The sequence below is a fragment of the Lysobacter sp. GQ73 genome, assembly GCF_059758755.1.
This window is the reverse complement of record NZ_JCAXEE010000003.1, coordinates 345,736-361,464: the sequence shown is the minus strand read 5'-3', so window position 1 is coordinate 361,464 and position 15,729 is coordinate 345,736. Positions and strand designations below refer to the sequence as shown.

Annotated in this window: 12 protein-coding genes; 5 read left to right on the top strand and 7 right to left on the bottom strand. The window is 66.3% G+C overall.

From position 1 onward, the window contains the following. Positions 1-54: 54 nt before the first annotated feature. From tdh to AC6CH2_RS11465, 3 genes are all read left to right on the top strand, one after another. On the top strand, positions 55-1,089 hold the full coding sequence (gene tdh / locus AC6CH2_RS11475; RefSeq protein WP_498269329.1) for an L-threonine 3-dehydrogenase: 1,035 nt from the start codon (positions 55-57) through the stop codon (positions 1,087-1,089). Positions 1,090-2,415: 1,326 nt separating this feature from the next. Further along, positions 2,416-3,621 (top strand): glycine C-acetyltransferase, encoded by a 1,206-nt coding sequence (gene kbl / locus AC6CH2_RS11470; protein WP_498269328.1) that lies wholly within the window; start codon positions 2,416-2,418, stop codon positions 3,619-3,621. 13 nt (positions 3,622-3,634) lie between these two features. Then, the gene (locus AC6CH2_RS11465; protein ID WP_498269327.1) at positions 3,635-4,039 is read left to right on the top strand and encodes an HNH endonuclease; all 405 of its coding nucleotides are present in this window, start codon (positions 3,635-3,637) and stop codon (positions 4,037-4,039) included. Here the strand turns inward: AC6CH2_RS11465 and AC6CH2_RS11460 are convergent. The 5 genes from AC6CH2_RS11460 to AC6CH2_RS11440 form a co-directional block, all read right to left on the bottom strand. Beyond that, positions 4,036-4,872 (bottom strand): pseudouridine synthase, encoded by an 837-nt coding sequence (locus AC6CH2_RS11460; protein ID WP_498269326.1) that lies wholly within the window; start codon positions 4,870-4,872, stop codon positions 4,036-4,038. The two genes, AC6CH2_RS11465 and AC6CH2_RS11460, sit on opposite strands and share 4 nt — an antisense overlap. A gap of 71 nt (positions 4,873-4,943) precedes the next feature. Further along, entirely contained in the window at positions 4,944-5,465 is a 522-nt protein-coding gene (locus tag AC6CH2_RS11455) for a hypothetical protein (protein WP_498269325.1), read from the bottom strand. Positions 5,466-5,792: 327 nt separating this feature from the next. After that, positions 5,793-6,881, bottom strand: a complete 1,089-nt coding sequence (locus AC6CH2_RS11450) for an OmpA family protein (RefSeq protein ID WP_498269324.1) — start codon at positions 6,879-6,881, stop codon at positions 5,793-5,795. Between the two features lie 404 nt (positions 6,882-7,285). Further along, the gene (locus tag AC6CH2_RS11445; RefSeq protein WP_498269323.1) at positions 7,286-8,374 is read right to left on the bottom strand and encodes an OmpA family protein; all 1,089 of its coding nucleotides are present in this window, start codon (positions 8,372-8,374) and stop codon (positions 7,286-7,288) included. Positions 8,375-8,617: 243 nt separating this feature from the next. After that, complete coding sequence (locus tag AC6CH2_RS11440; protein ID WP_498269322.1) at positions 8,618-10,075, bottom strand: bifunctional 2-methylcitrate dehydratase/aconitate hydratase; 1,458 nt, start codon at positions 10,073-10,075, stop codon at positions 8,618-8,620. Between the two features lie 225 nt (positions 10,076-10,300). Here AC6CH2_RS11440 and AC6CH2_RS11435 point away from each other — a divergent pair, with 225 nt between their 5' ends. Then, on the top strand, positions 10,301-11,092 hold the full coding sequence (locus AC6CH2_RS11435; protein WP_498269321.1) for a DODA-type extradiol aromatic ring-opening family dioxygenase: 792 nt from the start codon (positions 10,301-10,303) through the stop codon (positions 11,090-11,092). 1,271 nt (positions 11,093-12,363) lie between these two features. Here the strand turns inward: AC6CH2_RS11435 and AC6CH2_RS11430 are convergent. Beyond that, complete coding sequence (locus tag AC6CH2_RS11430) at positions 12,364-13,278, bottom strand: LysR family transcriptional regulator (protein WP_498269320.1); 915 nt, start codon at positions 13,276-13,278, stop codon at positions 12,364-12,366. A 101-nt stretch (positions 13,279-13,379) separates the two neighbouring features. Here AC6CH2_RS11430 and AC6CH2_RS11425 point away from each other — a divergent pair, with 101 nt between their 5' ends. Next, positions 13,380-14,627 (top strand): MFS transporter, encoded by a 1,248-nt coding sequence (locus AC6CH2_RS11425; protein ID WP_498269319.1) that lies wholly within the window; start codon positions 13,380-13,382, stop codon positions 14,625-14,627. A gap of 107 nt (positions 14,628-14,734) precedes the next feature. Here AC6CH2_RS11425 and AC6CH2_RS11420 read toward each other — a convergent pair whose 3' ends face one another. Further along, positions 14,735-15,640 carry a LysR family transcriptional regulator gene (locus AC6CH2_RS11420; protein WP_498269318.1) on the bottom strand — a complete coding sequence of 302 codons (906 nt, stop codon included), beginning with the start codon at positions 15,638-15,640 and terminating at the stop codon, positions 14,735-14,737. Positions 15,641-15,729: the final 89 nt, after the last annotated feature.

Genomic DNA, 15,729 nt, shown 5'->3' with positions numbered 1-15,729 from the left:
AATTCGCGCCTGTCTCCCGCGCGGCACGGCCGCAGCTCTCAGGTATCGATTCCCATGACGCAAACGATGAAGGCTCTGGTCAAGCGCGAAGCCGGCAAGGGCATCTGGATGGAGGAAGTCCCGGTGCCGGTGCCCGGCCCGAACGAGGTGCTGATCAAGCTCGAAAAGACCGCGATCTGCGGCACCGACCTGCACATTTATCTGTGGGACGAGTGGAGCCAGCGCACGATCCAGCCCGGCCTGGTGATCGGCCACGAGTTCGTCGGCCGCATCGTCGACCTCGGCCCCGGCGTCACCGGCTATCGCCCGGGCCAGCGCGTTTCGGCCGAAGGCCACATCGTCTGCGGCCATTGCCGCAACTGCCGCGCCGGCCGCCAGCACCTGTGCCCGAACACCACCGGCATCGGCGTCAACCGCAACGGCGCCTTCGCCGAATACATCGTCATGCCGGCCAGCAACCTGTGGCCGATCCCCGACCAGATCCCGAGCGAGCTGGCTGCGTTCTTCGACCCCTACGGCAACGCCGCGCACTGCGCGCTCGAGTTCGACGTGGTCGGCGAGGACGTGCTGATCACCGGCGCCGGCCCGATCGGCATCATCGCCGCGGGCATCTGCAAGCACATCGGCGCGCGCAACGTGGTCGTCACCGACGTCAACGATTTCCGCCTCAAGCTCGCCGCCGACATGGGCGCCACCCGCGTGGTCAACGTCGCCAACCAGTCGCTCAAGGACGTGATGGCCGACCTGCACATGGAAGGCTTCGACGTCGGCCTGGAGATGAGCGGCAACCCGCGCGCCTTCAACGACATGCTCGACTGCATGTACCACGGCGGCAAGATCGCCATGCTCGGCATCATGCCGAAGGGCGCCGGCGCCGACTGGGACAAGATCATCTTCAAGGGCCTGACCCTGCACGGCATCTACGGCCGCAAGATGTACGAGACCTGGTACAAGATGACCCAGCTGGTGCTGTCGGGTTTCCCGCTCGGCAAGGTGCTCACCCACCAGTTGCCGATCGACGACTTCCAGAAGGGGTTCGATTTGATGGAAGCCGGCAAGGCCGGCAAGGTCGTATTGAGCTGGAACTGAGCGCGAGGTATCGCCTGGCGGCACGACAGGCCACGCGACAGCGGTCACGACGAAGGCGCCTCAGGGCGCCTTCGTTGCGTTTGTGGGTGGCGTGGCGTGGCGTGTCTGTTGGCGGCGTGGCGGCGCAGGTGATTGCCGCGGTGTTTCTGAGGGAAAGTCCGGTCGCGGCCGTTGCGGTTGGGGCTGCCGCTGCCGCTGCCGCTGCCGTGATTTTGATTTGCCGCTTTTCCCGGTCAATTGAAGACCCGGAGGGCGGCCTGCAGGGATGCGGGCCGTGCGCAAGCAGGCCATGGATGGCCTGTCTGGAGCATCCCTGCGTCGGCTTCGATCGTGCGGGCCTTTGATTCAAAACAAAGCACTTTTCTTTGGTTACCTTTCTTTTGTTGCTTTAGACAAAAGAAAGTAACCCGGCCGCGTCAGCGGACGGAAGCTTTAGATCCTTGGCTTCTCGCCTTACGGCCAGCGACGCCGCAACGGCAGACAGCGCGGTCGCGACTTGCCTCGCTCCTGCCCTGACGGGCTGCGGTCGGCATCGGCGCGAGATCGGGGAATCGCGACCGCGGGATGCGCAAAGATGACGAGGCGGTCGCCATTCGCCGAAGCGGCGCACCCTCGCCGGGGTAGGAGCGGCGCAAGCCGCGACCACGTCATTACGGTCTTGCGGCGCAGGCTTTAAGAAAGATCAAGATCAAGATCAAACCCAAAGCTTCCGCCACTAAAGCGGCGGGTCACTTTCTTTTGTCTAAAGCAACAAAAGAAAGTAACCAAAGAAAAATGCTTTCGTTTTGAATCACAGGCCCGCACGATCGTTGCCGACGCAGGGCTTTTTCATACGGGACATCCCTGTCCCGATGAAAAACGGCCCGCATCCATGCGGGCCGCCCTCCGGGTCTTCCACTGCCTTCGCAAGTGCGAATCGGCGCACAGCAACAGCAAAATCCCCACAACAACAACAACAGCAACAGCAACAGCAACAGCAATAGCAATAGCAATAGCAATAGCAACAGGTACAGCTACAGCTACAGCTACAACTGCAACTGCAACTGCAGCTACAGCTACGATCACGGCTACAGCCCAGCTGCGACACCGCCCCCCCCCCGACGCGTTCGACTGGCTAGCGTAATCCCTGGCCGCCGGCGGCGATTTCAAGAACCGGCCGGCGCAACATCCTGGCAAGTACGGATTGGCCGTCCACCCGCCGGCGCTGCAGAGGCAATGGGCCGCTTGGGCACGCAAGGGCCAGGCCAACGGCATGAACGCAGCCGACGGGCCTGGGCAAAGGGTCTGGAATAGAATGGCGGCTTTCCTCCCCATCGGAAGCCGCCCGTGTCCGACGCATCGAGCCTCACGCAGCACTACGCCGACACCCTCGACGAGATCCGCGCCCAGGGTCTGTTCAAGGCCGAACGCATCATCACCAGCCCGCAGTCGGCCGAGATCACTCTCGAAGACGGCCGCACGGTACTGAACTTCTGCGCCAATAATTATCTCGGCCTGGCCGATCACCCCGAGGTGATCCAGGCGGCGAAGGACGCGCTCGACACGCACGGCTTCGGCATGGCCTCGGTGCGCTTCATCTGCGGCACTCAGGACCTGCACAAGCAGCTCGAGAAGACCATCGCCGACTTCTTCGGCACGCAGGATACGATCCTCTACGCCGCCTGCTTCGACGCCAACGGCGGCCTGTTCGAGCCGTTGCTCGGCGAGAACGACGCGATCATCTCCGACGCGCTCAACCACGCCTCGATCATCGACGGCGTGCGCCTGTGCAAGGCCAAGCGCTTCCGTTACGCCAACTGCGACATGGCCGACCTGGAAAAGCAGCTGCAGGCCGCCGATGCCGCCGGTTGCAAGACCAAGCTGATCACCAGCGACGGCGTGTTCTCGATGGACGGCTTCATCGCCCCGCTCGACGAAATCACCGCGCTGGCGAAAAAGTACGGCGCGCTGGTGCATATCGACGAATGCCATGCGACCGGCTTCCTCGGCGCCAGCGGCCGCGGCTCGGCCGAGGTCAAGGGCGTCATGGACAAGATCGACATCTTCACCGGCACCCTCGGCAAGGCCATGGGCGGCGCGCTCGGCGGTTTCACCACCGCCAGGAAGGAAGTGGTCGAGCTGCTGCGCCAGCGCTCGCGCCCCTATCTGTTCTCGAACTCGCTGCCGCCGCACGTGGTCGCCGCCGGCATCAAGGCGTTCGAGATGCTCTCGGCCGCCGGCGAGCTGCGAGAACAACTCGCGCAGAACACCGCTTATTTCCGCGAGCGCATGACCGCGGCCGGCTTCGACGTGAAGCCCGGCGTGCACCCGATCAGCCCGGTGATGCTGTACGACGCGCCGCTGGCGCAGAAGTTCGCGGCCCGGCTGCTCGAGGAAGGCATCTATGCGATCGGCTTCTTCTTTCCGGTGGTGCCGCAGGGCCAGGCGCGCATCCGCACCCAGATGTCGGCCGCGCATACCCGCGCGCACCTCGACCGCGCCATCGACGCCTTCATCAAGATCGGCCGCGAGCTCGGCGTGATCAAGGCCTGATCGGTCCGGGCGCGTGCGCGTCGTCCTGCGTCGCCGCCTGTTGCAGGCCGTGCGCACCGACGCGCTGGCGCGCTTCGACGACGGCGTGTGGCGAACGCGTTGCCTGCATTGCCGGCGCGCGCTCGCCCTCGGAGAGGACGGCGCGCCGATCGGTTCGACCTCGCTCGAGCACGTCGTGCCGAGCGCCTGGTTCGGCCGCCGCGCCGCGGCGGCCCTGACCGCGAGAGTCGGCGGGGACGCCGACGACCCGCGCAACCTCGCCCTCGCCTGCACTCGCTGCAACCACGGCAAGGGCGCCAGCCACGACGCGCGCGGCCCCGGCGACGCTCGCGCTTACGAGGTGGTGGCGAACTTGCTGGACGCCCGCCTCGCGCGCTGGCGCGAGGACGAGGGCGCGCCGTATGAGTCGGGTTCTTAGTCCGGCGAAACCAGCGACGCGGCCTCGGCCGCGCTGAGCACGCGCCATTCGCGCTTGCCGAGTTCGCCGAGCGCGAGCGGGCCGATCGCCACGCGGACCAGGCGCAACACTTCGATGTCGAAGGCGGCGAGCAGGCGCCGGATCTGCCGGTTGCGCCCCTCGTCGAGCACGATCTCGAGCCAGGCGTTCTTCTCGCCGGCCCGCAGCAAGGTCGCCGACTTGGCGCGCAGGCGTTCGCCCTCCTCGACCACGCCCTCGCGCAGCGCCGCCAGCAGGGCCGGCTCGGGACGCGTGTCGATCTGGACGTGATAGGTCTTGTCCGGGCCGAAGTCGGGATCGGTGATGCGCGCCGCCCATTGCGGGTCGTTGCAGAACAGCAGCAGGCCTTCGCTGGCCTTGTCCAGGCGTCCGACCGGCGCCAGCCACGGCAGGCCGGCGCCGTCGAAGCAACGGTAGACGGTGTCGCGGCCGCGCTCGTCCTGGGCGGTGGTGACCAGGCCGCGCGGCTTGTTGAGCATCAGATATAGCCGCGGCGCGGCATCGATGGCGTTGCCGTCGACGGCGATACGATGGCGGCCCTGCACGATCGGAAACTCGGGATCGAGGACGATGCGGCCGTCGACCGCGACCCGGCCGGCGGCGATCCACTTCGCCGCTTCGCTGCGCGAGCACAGGCCTTGCTTGGACAGCACGCGGGCCAGACCGTGTCGGGGCGGGAGCTTGTTCAAGGCAAGGTCGTGATCAAGGCGGCATCGAAGGCGGAAGCGGGCAGCGAACGCGACGCGGGTGCGGGCCGCCGCGCCATCGGCTCTCGCCGCAGCGCACGCGGCCATCGCGGACCGCAAAAGCGAAACGGCCGCGAGCGAGGCCCGCGGCCGTAAGCAGCGCGTCGCGGCGGCGAGGCTTATTTCTTTTTCTTCGTCTCTTCGACCGGGGCCGGCTCGACCACCGGGGCCGCGGCCGGAGCGGCGGGCGCCGCGGTGCCGTTGCCCTTGGCCACGCGCACGCCCTTGGCCTTCATCCAGGCGCTGAACTCGTCGGCGGTCATGCGCTTGCCGCCCTGGCTCATGTCGAAGCGCCACGGCGTGTTGTCGAACTGGGTCTTGGGCTTGTAGGCGGCCGGGTCGTTGGCCGAAGGCATGCCGGTCGAAGCCGGCGTGGCTTTGGCGACGTTGCAACCGTCGAGGCGGATGCGCAGCAGCACCTGGTCGACCGACAACGCTTCGTCGAGCGCCTGCGAGAGCACGCCGGTCGGCGCGCCGAGCTGATGCGAGGGCGCGACCAGTTCCGGCGAGATCGGCGCGATCAGGGTCGGCTGCACCGGCTGCACGCGGGCGGCGGTCAGCGCCGCGCAGTTGCTGGCGCCTTGCGCCTGCGCCGCTCCAGCGATGAGGAACAAGGTCAATCCGGCGATGGCGTGGCGCATGACTCTCTCCAAATTCTGCCCGGGCTCGAATGCCCGGACGGCGTGCAAAGACTATGCGCCAGTGTAGGCGCGGGTAGCGGATCGAACAACCAGCGCGGATGCGGTCCACGGCGGACCGGTCGTGCGGTCGGCGCGATGCTCTACGAGTTCCGTAGAGCGGCGCCCGCCGTTTGCCTCGACGCCGGCGCGGCGGTTGCCGGCTAGGTCGTCGCAGCGGTCTGGCCTGCTTGCGATGGCCGGCCGCCGGAGCCCCAAAAAAACGAAGCCCGGCGCAAGGCCAGGCTTCGGATGCTGCAATGCGGGTTCCGAAGAACCCGCGGGTGTCGCTTAGTTCTGCACGTTCAGCTCGGTGCGACGGTTCTTCGCACGGCCTTCCGGATTGTCCGAACCGTCTTCGTTGGTGTTCGGAGCGATCGGACGGCTCTCGCCGTAACCCACCGGACCCATCAGACGGGACGCGTCCACGCCATTGCTGGTCAGGTAGTCGTACGCAGCCTTCGCGCGACGCTCCGACAGCTTCTGGTTGTACGCATCGGTGCCCTTCGAGTCGGTGTGACCGGCGACCTCGACCTTCAGGTCGGGGTAACGCTTCAGGATCTCAGCGGCTTCGTTCAGGATCGACACCGCGTCAGGACGCAGCGTGGCCTTGTCGAAGTCGAAGTTGACGCCCTTCAGGTCGATCGTCACCGGCACCGGGCAGCCGTCCGGACCGATGGTCTGGCCAGCCTGCGAACCCGGGCACTTGTCGTCGCAGTTGTTCACGCCGTCGCCGTCGTCGTCCTTGTCGGCGCAGCCCGGCTCGACCACCGGAGCCGGACCGACCGGAGCGACGGGTTCCGGACCCAGCGGCACCACGATGCCGACCGAAGCCAGCACGTCGCCGAACCAGTCTTCCGACGGAGCGTTGACGCTGCTGTCGTCGAAGTCGGCGCGGTACGCCAGCTCGGTGCGGATGCCGACGCGGCCCAGGTCGCCCTGGATACCGACGCCGACCTTGGCGGCGAAGTTGCCGTCCTTGCGGTCAGCCGGCGACAGCGGCGACGGGATGAAATATTCCTCTTCCGAACGCTGGTAGCCCAGGCCCATCAGCAGGTAGGGGTTCCAGTTGCGGCCGTCGGTGACGAAGTGGCGGCGCAGGTCCAGCGAGATGCCGTACTGGCTCCAGTTGGCGTCCTGGTTGGCGTCGAACTTCGGGTTCTGGTAGTTCAGCTCACCGTCGAGCGACCAGTTCTTGCTCAGGAACTTGCCCAGGCCGATCGCGCCGAACGGAGCGTTGCGGGTGCCGCGATCGTTGTCCTGGATGTTCATGCCGGCGGCGCCGGTCAGGTACCAACGGTCGTCGAAATCTTGCGCACTGGCCGCTTGCGAAAAGGCCAAGCCCGCCAGTAGTGCGGTGCTCAACATACGGATCTTCATATCTAACTCCTTCAGATCGATCGGAACGGGGGGTGATCGGGACTGTTTGATCGGGACAGTCTTATGCGGCGCTGACTCCTGTGACAGAGACACGCTCAGCACTGGCTAGGCCGGCGCCGCGGTCACTGGCGGGGGCGATCATACACTGTCAACGCGTTTGTTAATACCACTTAACGTAGTTCAGCCCTGTGAAACCAGATTCGTTAATTAACGTTTTCGGCCGCGGGTTTCCCGCCTGCGAGCGAATGCCCCGACGAACGGTCGGTATTTAGAAACGAACTGAGCCGTCGGTCGGATTTTCAGCGCGGGCATGGAAGCGACTGGCCGCCGAATAAAACGAAGCCCGGCGCGAGGCCGGGCTTCGGATGCTGCAATGCGGGTTCCGGAGAACCCGCGGGTGTCGCTTAGTTCTGCACGTTCAGCTCGGTGCGACGGTTCTTCGCACGGCCTTCCGGATTGTCCGAACCGTCTTCGTTGGTGTTCGGAGCGATCGGACGGCTCTCGCCGTAACCCACCGGACCCATCAGACGGGACGCGTCCACGCCATTGCTGGTCAGGTAGTCGTACGCAGCCTTCGCGCGACGCTCCGACAGCTTCTGGTTGTACGCATCGGTGCCCTTCGAGTCGGTGTGACCGGCGACCTCGACCTTCAGGTCGGGGTAACGCTTCAGGATCTCAGCGGCTTCGTTCAGGATCGACACCGCGTCAGGACGCAGCGTGGCCTTGTCGAAGTCGAAGTTGACGCCCTTCAGGTCGATCGTCACCGGCACCGGGCAGCCGTCCGGACCGATGGTCTGGCCAGCCTGCGAACCCGGGCACTTGTCGTCGCAGTTGTTCACGCCGTCGCCGTCGTCGTCCTTGTCGGCGCAGCCCGGCTCGACCACCGGAGCCGGACCGACCGGAGCGACGGGTTCCGGACCCAGCGGCACCACGATGCCGACCGAAGCCAGCACGTCGCCGAACCAGTCTTCCGACGGAGCGTTGACGCTGCTGTCGTCGAAGTCGGCGCGGTACGCCAGCTCGGTGCGGATGCCGACGCGGCCCAGGTCGCCCTGGATACCGACGCCGACCTTGGCGGCGAAGTTGCCGTCCTTGCGGTCAGCCGGCGACAGCGGCGACGGGATGAAATATTCCTCTTCCGAACGCTGGTAGCCCAGGCCCATCAGCAGGTAGGGGTTCCAGTTGCGGCCGTCGGTGACGAAGTGGCGGCGCAGGTCCAGCGAGATGCCGTACTGGCTCCAGTTGGCGTCCTGGTTAGCGTCGAACTTCGGGTTCTGGTAGTTCAGCTCACCGTCGAGCGACCAGTTCTTGTTGAGGAACTTGCCGAGGCCGATCGCGCCGAACGGAGCGTTACGGGTGCCGCGATCGTTGTCCTGGATGTTCATGCCGGCAGCGCCGGTCAGGTACCAACGGTCGTCGAAGTCCTGCGCGCTAGCGACCTGGGCAAGGCTCAGGCCACCCAGCAGGGCGGCGCAGAGGAGTTTCTTATTCATCTTGTAGCTCCTTGGTTCAAAAAATGGAAACCGCGTCTGCGAGGTTTCTACCGTTCAGGACGGCCGCCTGATGACGCCATCCCGCGCAGAGTAGGTTTGCCAACGTGAAAGCGGTGTTAACAACCGTCTAACATTCGACCAAGTTCCATGAATTATGGAACCGGGTCGCAATCCATTCAGTTTCGGCGTGCCGAATCCGAACGCCGGTTGTGCACATCGGGGTGGTGATTACGACCGGGTCGATCAGCGGGCCGTCTGGGCGAACAACGCCATGAACTCGGTAATCGGCAACGCCTCCAGCTCGGCCGGGGTGTTCGCCAGGGCCAGCAGGCGGTCGGCCTGGGCCGCCGGCAGCTTGGCGCGGACGGCGGCCTCGAACTTGGCCATCAGCACCGGGATGCCTTCGGCGCGGCGCTTGCGGTGGCCGATCGGGTAGTCGATCGAGACCTTGTCGGTCGAGCTGCCGTCCTTGAAGAACACCTGCACCGAGTTGCCGATGTAGCGCTTGTCGGGGTCGAAGTAGTCCTTGGTGAACTGTTCGTTCTCCTTGACCGTCATCTTGTCGCGCAGCGCGTCGATGCGCGGGTCGGCGGCGATCGCGTCGACGTAATCGTCGGCGGTCAGGCGGCCGAAGATCAGCGGCACGGCGACCATGTACTGCAGGCAGTGGTCGCGGTCGGCGTAGTTAGCCAGCGGGCCGGTCTTGTCGATGATGCGCACGCCGGCTTCCTGGGTTTCCAGCTCGATGCGCTCGATCTGGTCCAGCTTGTCCTTGACCTGCTCGTGCAGCTTCATCGCGCACTCGACCGCGGTCTGGGCGTGGAACTCGGCCGGGAAGCTGATCTTGAACAGCACGTTCTCCATCACGTAGCTGCCGAACGGACGCTCGAACTCGAACTGCTTGCCCTTGAAGGCGATGTCGTAGAAGCCCCAGGTCTTGACCGACAGCGCGCTCGGGTAGCCGACCACGCCCTTGACGGCGTTGAGGGCGTGGGTCACGGCGCGGCGGCAGGCATCGCCGGCGGCCCAGCTCTTGCGCGGGCCGGTGTTCGGAGCGTGGCGGTAGGTGCGCAGCACGCCGTTGTCGATCCACGAGTGCGAGACCGCGGTGACGATCGCGTCCTTGTCGCCGCCGAGCATCTGGGTGGCGACCGCAGTCGAAGCCAGGCGCACCAGGATCACGTGGTCCAGGCCGACGCGGTTGAACGAATTCTTGAGCGCGTAGCCGCCCTGGATCTCGTGGGCCTTGATCGCGTGGCCGAGCACGTCGCGCACGGTCATGGCCTGGCCGCCTTCGGCCTCGGCCTTGCGGCCCAGATAGTCGGCGACGCCGAGGATGGCGCCGAGGTTGTCGGACGGATGGCCCCATTCGGCGGCGAGCCAGGTGTCGTTGAAGTCGAGCCAGCGGATCTGCACGCCGATGTTGTAGGCGGCCTGGACCGGGTCGAGCTCATGACCGGTGTAGGGGACGCGCGCGCCGCCCTTCATTTCCGCGCCCGGCACCAGCGGGCCGAGGTGCTTGAGGCATTCCTTGTGGTCCATCGCCAGCGCCGCGCAGGCCAGCGAATCCAGCAGCATGTAGCGGGCGGTGTCGTAAGCCTCTTTCGAATCGATCTTGTAATCGGCGACGTAGTCGGCGATGTCCACCATCGGCTTGTCGGGGTCGGGACGGACGGTGGAACGGATATCGAAGTGGCTCATGTGCAAGGGGCCTGCGGGTGAGTGAGCCGGCTATTTTGCCAGACCCGGACGACGCGGCGGGGTCGGCCGTCCGCCGGCCCCGCGCGCGGCTCTGTGGCGGAGGCGCTTACGCAGCGAAGCTCACTCAACAATGCGGCCTGATTAGCGGCATTGCGCACAGCGACAGAACGATGCGGCACGTCGGCTCAACTTGGAAAACCCCGCGACCGGGATCACCCTTGGGTCATGGACATTCCGACCCGCCTGCCGACGCTGTTTCTCTCCCACGGTTCGCCGATGCTGGCGGTCGAGGACACGCCCGCCGGGCGTTTTCTCGACGATCTCGGCCAGCAGTTGCCGTGGCCGCGCGCGATCGTGATCGCCTCGGCGCACTTCATGACCGACCGGCCGATGGTCGGCGGCCACGTCCGCCCGCACACCGTGCACGACTTCGGCGGCTTCCCCGAAGCGCTGTACCGGATCGACTACCCCGCCGCCGGCTCGCCCGACCTGGCCGAAGAGGTGTTCGACCGCCTGGTCGACGCCGGCCTGCCGGCCAAGCTGCGCGACCGCCACGGCCTCGACCACGGCGTATGGGTGCCGTTGCGGCGCATGTACCCGCAGGCCGACATCCCGGTGGTGCCGTTGTCGGTGATGCCGCACGGCACCGCCGCCGAGCACTACGCGGTCGGCCGCGCCCTGTCCCAACTGCGCGACGAAGGCGTGCTGGTGATCGGCTCGGGCGGCTTCGTGCACAACCTCGGCGACCTGGATTGGAGCCAGCGCGACGCGCCGATGCCGCCGTGGGCGGCCGAGTTCAGCGCCTGGATGCACGGCAGACTCGCCGCCGGCGACCATATCGCCCTGCTCGACTGGCACGACCGCGCCCCGCACGCACGCCACGCCCACCCGACCGTCGAACACCTGATGCCGCTGTTCGTGGCGATGGGCGCCGCCGGCGACGAACCGAGGACACGCACGATCCATCGTTCGCACGAGATGGGGTCGCTGGCGTTGGATGCGTTCGCGTTCGATTGAAGATCGGTTGACGGTTTGGCTGGGCGCGTGCGGTTTCGTGGTCGCTGCTTGCGACCGTAGAAAATTCCTGTGGGCGCCGTTCCTACCCTGACAGGCTACCGTCAGCGTCGGCGCAAGATTGAGGCGTCGCGGTCGCGGCTCGCGCCGCTCCTACCCAGGAGCAGCGACGGCCGTTGCCGTTGCCGTTGCCGTTGCCGTTGCCGAGATTTTTATTTGCTTTGCTGCTTTGCTGCTTCACCGCTTTGCCGGTCAAATGAAGACCCGGAGGGCGGCCCGCAGGGATGCGGGCCGTGCGCAAGCAGGCCATGGATGACCTGTCTGGAGCATCCCTGCGTCGGCATCGATCGTGCGGGCTTGTGCCCTTGCAAGAAGAAGCACTTTTCTTTGGTGACTTTCTTTTGTTGCTTTGGACAAAAGAAAGTTACCCGCACCCTTTAGGGGGCGGAAGCTTTGCTGTTGATGTGGCTCAAAGCACTACGGTAAGGAAGCGTCGCAACCGGAGACGGCGCGGTCGCGACTTGCGTCGCTCCTACCCTAACGGGCTGCCGTCGGCATCGGTGCAAGATCGAGGCCTCGCGGTCGCGGCTTACGCCGCTCCTACAGGGATCGCTACGCAGCATTGCGTGCAGGGCCGGGCCTTTGTAGGAGCGACGTAAGTCGCGACCGCGGAACACGCAGAGATGACGAGGCCGTCGTCATCCGTCGAAGCGGTGCGCTTTCGCCAGGGCAGGAGCGGCGCAAGCCGCGACATCGTTGCGGCGGTCTTGCGGCGTACCTCTCATCGGGGATCAAGATCAAAGATCAAAGATCAAAGATCAGGATCAAGATCAAACCCAAAGCTTCCGCCACTAAAGCGGCGGGCTACTTTCTTTTGTCTAAAGCAACAAAAGAAAGGTAACCAAAGAAGTTGCTTTTCTTTGAATCACCAGCCAGCACGATCGATGCCGACGCCGGGATTTTTCATACGGGACATCCCTGTCCCGATGAAAAACGGCCCGCATCCCTGCGGGCCGCCCTCCGGGTCTGCTATGGCCTTCGCTAGTGCTCGGCGACGCAAAGCAACAGCCAAGGCCCAAGCCTAAATCGGCGCAGGAAATCCAGGCGCGGCGCCGCCATCTCTGTAGGAGCGGCGCAAGCCGCGACCACGCATTGCAGGTTCGCGACGAGATCGGTGGAGGCTCAGGCCTTTACCGCAATAGAAAAAACGAACTTGAGAAGGGGTCCAGCAGCCATCGATGCACCGCGACGACGAATCCGTCGATCGATCCCCCTCACCCACCCCGCTCCCACGGCGGCACCTCGCCGAACCACTCGGCGAGAAAATCCACGAATACGCGTACTCGCGTCGGTACGAAACGCCGTTGCGGCATCACGGCGCTGATCGCAGTGTCGGGCAAGGCGTAATCGGGCAATACCCGCACCAGGCGGCCGCTGCGCAGGTCTTCGTGCACGTGCCAGGCGGAGAAGTGGGCGATGCCCAGGCCGGCGATCGCGGCATCGCGCAGGACTTCGCCGAAGTTGCTTTCGAGATGGCCGTTGACGCGCACGCTGGAAGCATGGCCGTCGCGGTCGAGCAGGCTCCAGTACTCCATGCGCCCCTGCGCGCCGACCAGCAGCAGGCATTCGTGGTCGGCCAGGTCCTGCGGCGTGCGCGGGGCGACGCGGCGGCGCAGATAGTCCGGCGAACAGGCCAGCACCCGGCGGTTGTCGGCGAGCTTGCGCGCGACCAGGCTGGAGTCGTCGAGCGGGCCGATCCGGATCGCCAGGTCCATGCCGGAACCGATCAGGTCCAGGCGCTCGTCGTTGAGGTTGACGCTGAGCCGCACTGCCGGATAGCGGCGCTGGAACTCCGGCAGCAGGGGCGAGATGTACATGCGCCCGAACGAGGCCGAGGTGGTCACGCGCAGGATGCCGCTCGGCTCGCTGCCGGCCTGGCGCAGGTCGGCGGTCAACGCTTCGAGCTCTTCGATCACCGCACGGCCGCGTTCGGCCAGGGCGGCGCCCTCGGCGGTGGCGTGCAATTGCCGGGTGGTCCGGTGCAGCAGGCGCACGCCCAGGTCGCGTTCGAGCCGCTTCAGGCGTTGACTGGCGACCGCAACCGACAGGTCGAGGCTGCGGGCGGCGGCGCTGATCGAGCCGAGGTCGAGCACGCGCAGGAACAGGCTGAAGTCGGCGACACGGTCCATGGCATTCTCAACGAATCGTTGATACTGATTCGCCATCCTGGCGGTTTTTCCACAAGATGCAAGGACCTAGGCTGCCGCATCGTTTCCGCGGACACGCCGTCATGCACGCTTCTTCCCCTGCCACGCCCGCCACCCGCCGCGGCCTGCCGGTCGCGCTGTACGCGCTGACCGTCGGCGCCTTCGGCATCGGCACCACCGAATTCGTGATCATGGGCCTGCTGCTGCAGGTCGCCGCCGACCTGCAGGTCGGCCTCGCCGCGGCCGGGCTGCTGATCTCCGGCTATGCGCTCGGCGTGTTCGTCGGCGCGCCGGTGCTGACCATCGCCACCGGGCGCATGCCGCGCAAGGCGGTGCTGGTCGCGCTGATGGTGATCTTCACCATCGGCAACATCGTCTGCGCGATCGCGCCGAACTACACCGTGCTGATGATCGCGCGGGTGATCACCTCGCTCGCCCACGGCACCTTCTTCGGCGTCGGCGCGGTGGTCGCGACCGGCCTGGTGCCGGCCGACAAGAAGGCCTCGGCGATCTCGATCATGTTCACCGGCCTGACCGTCGCCACCCTGCTCGGCGTGCCGGCCGGCGCCTGGCTCGGCCTGCACCACGGCTGGCGTTCGACCTTCTGGGCGGTGGCCGTGATCGGCGTGATCGCCACCATCGTCATCGCGACCCTGGTGCCGAAGGACCGGAACCCGCCGGCCCCGGTCGCGCTGCGCAAGGAAGTCAAAGCGGTGGTGCATCCGCAGGTGCTGCTCGGCCTGGCGATGACGGTGCTCGGCTTCGCCGGCGTGTTCACCGTCTACACCTTCATCCAGCCGATCCTGACCCGCATCAGCGGCTTCGGCGAAGCGGCGGTGTCGCCGATCCTGTTGGTGTTCGGCGTCGGCATGATCCTCGGCAACATTCTCGGCGGACGCCTGGCCGACAAGCGTCTCGCCCCGGCCCTGATCTCGACCCTGATCGCGCTGGCGGTGGTGCTCGGGCTGATGACCTTCGCCTTGCACAGCCAGATCGCCGCGATCGCCTTCGTCGGCCTGCTCGGCGTGGCCGCGTTCGCGACGGTGTCGCCGCTGCAGCTGTGGGTGCTGCAGAAGACCGACCCGGCCGGGCAGAACCTGGCGTCCAGCCTCAACATCGGCGCGTTCAACCTGGGCAATGCGCTCGGCGCCTGGCTCGGCGGCGCGGTGATCGAATACGGCCCCGGCCTCGGCGCGGTGACCTGGGTCGCGGCCCTGGTGACGTTGTCGGGCCTGGCGCTGGCGGTGTGGGCGGCGCGCCTGGATGCGCCCGGGAAGGCGGCCGCGCCCCAGGAAAGCGACGAAGCCGTGGCTGCCTGCGCGGCGGGTTGAGTGTTGCCCGTCGTGCGAGTTGGAGTCATACGCATGCGTGCTGTTGCGGTGGCGGTCCTCCCCGAGCAGGCGGGGATGACGGTGAAACGAGCACGAATCCCGACTCCTCACTCCACCGCTAGAAACCCCGGCAACTGGGTCAGCCGCTCGCCGAGGAACTGCAGGAACACCCGAGTACGCAACGGCTGATAACGCCGCGACGGGTACAGCAGCCAAGCCTCGTGCGCCGACGCCTTCCACTGCGGCAACACCCAGGCCAGCTCGCCCGTATCGATCAAGTCCTGCACCAGCCACGCCGGGGCCAGGCCCAGGCCGGCGCCCATCAGGAAACTTTCGCGGATGCCCAGCGAGTTGTTGATGCGGTAGCGGCCGTTGGCGCTGAGCTTGACCGTCTCGCCATCGGGACCGTGCAGTTCGTAGTGCTCGCTGGCCCAGGCGAAGCGCAGGTAGTTATGCGCCGGCAGGTCCTGCGGCCGCTGGATCGCGGCGTGACTGCGAAGGTAACCGTGCGAGGCGACCAGGCCGCGCGGCGACAGCGCGATGCGGCGCGCGACCACGTTCGGCGGCAAGGTCCCGCCGAGGCGCAGGGCGACGTCCATGCCCTCTTCGACCAGATCGACGAAACGGTCGTTGAGGATCAACTCGATCTCGATCTGCGGGTACAGCGCGAGGAACTCCTGCACCAGGCGATTCATGCGCAACACGCCGACGCTGACCGGCGCGCTGACCCGCAACAGGCCGGCCGGGGTTTCGGTGGAGCCGCGCGCGTCGGCGACGGCCTCGCCGTATTCCTCCAGCACCCGCCGCGCGCGTTCGTAAAAGCGGCGCCCCTGTTCGGTCGGCGCGAGGTGGGTGGTGCTCCGTTGCAGCAGGCGGACGCCCAGGTCCTGTTCGAGCGCGGCGACGATCTTGCTGACCGTCGGCTGGGTGGTGTGTTGCTCGCGCGCGACCGCCGACAGGCTGCCGAGCTCGACCGCGCGCACGAAGGTTTGCATCGAGCGGAGGGTGTCCATGGCGGGTCCGGTTCGTCCTCGAGACTCATTCCAATACGGAATGAGCTATATGCGATTTTGCCTTCTACCAGCTTGATTCGGAAGAACCT

Coding starts and splice junctions, on each gene's coding strand:
- tdh (WP_498269329.1), top strand. CDS start 55: ATGACGCAAACGATGAAGGCTCTGGTCAAGCGCGAAGCCGGCAAGGGC.
- AC6CH2_RS11460 (WP_498269326.1), bottom strand. CDS start 4,872: ATGGCCGCGTGCGCTGCGGCGAGAGCCGATGGCGCGGCGGCCCGCACC.
- AC6CH2_RS11455 (WP_498269325.1), bottom strand. CDS start 5,465: ATGCGCCACGCCATCGCCGGATTGACCTTGTTCCTCATCGCTGGAGCG.
- AC6CH2_RS11450 (WP_498269324.1), bottom strand. CDS start 6,881: ATGAAGATCCGTATGTTGAGCACCGCACTACTGGCGGGCTTGGCCTTT.
- AC6CH2_RS11445 (WP_498269323.1), bottom strand. CDS start 8,374: ATGAATAAGAAACTCCTCTGCGCCGCCCTGCTGGGTGGCCTGAGCCTT.
- AC6CH2_RS11440 (WP_498269322.1), bottom strand. CDS start 10,075: ATGAGCCACTTCGATATCCGTTCCACCGTCCGTCCCGACCCCGACAAG.
- AC6CH2_RS11435 (WP_498269321.1), top strand. CDS start 10,301: ATGGACATTCCGACCCGCCTGCCGACGCTGTTTCTCTCCCACGGTTCG.
- AC6CH2_RS11430 (WP_498269320.1), bottom strand. CDS start 13,278: ATGGACCGTGTCGCCGACTTCAGCCTGTTCCTGCGCGTGCTCGACCTC.
- AC6CH2_RS11425 (WP_498269319.1), top strand. CDS start 13,380: ATGCACGCTTCTTCCCCTGCCACGCCCGCCACCCGCCGCGGCCTGCCG.
- AC6CH2_RS11420 (WP_498269318.1), bottom strand. CDS start 15,640: ATGGACACCCTCCGCTCGATGCAAACCTTCGTGCGCGCGGTCGAGCTC.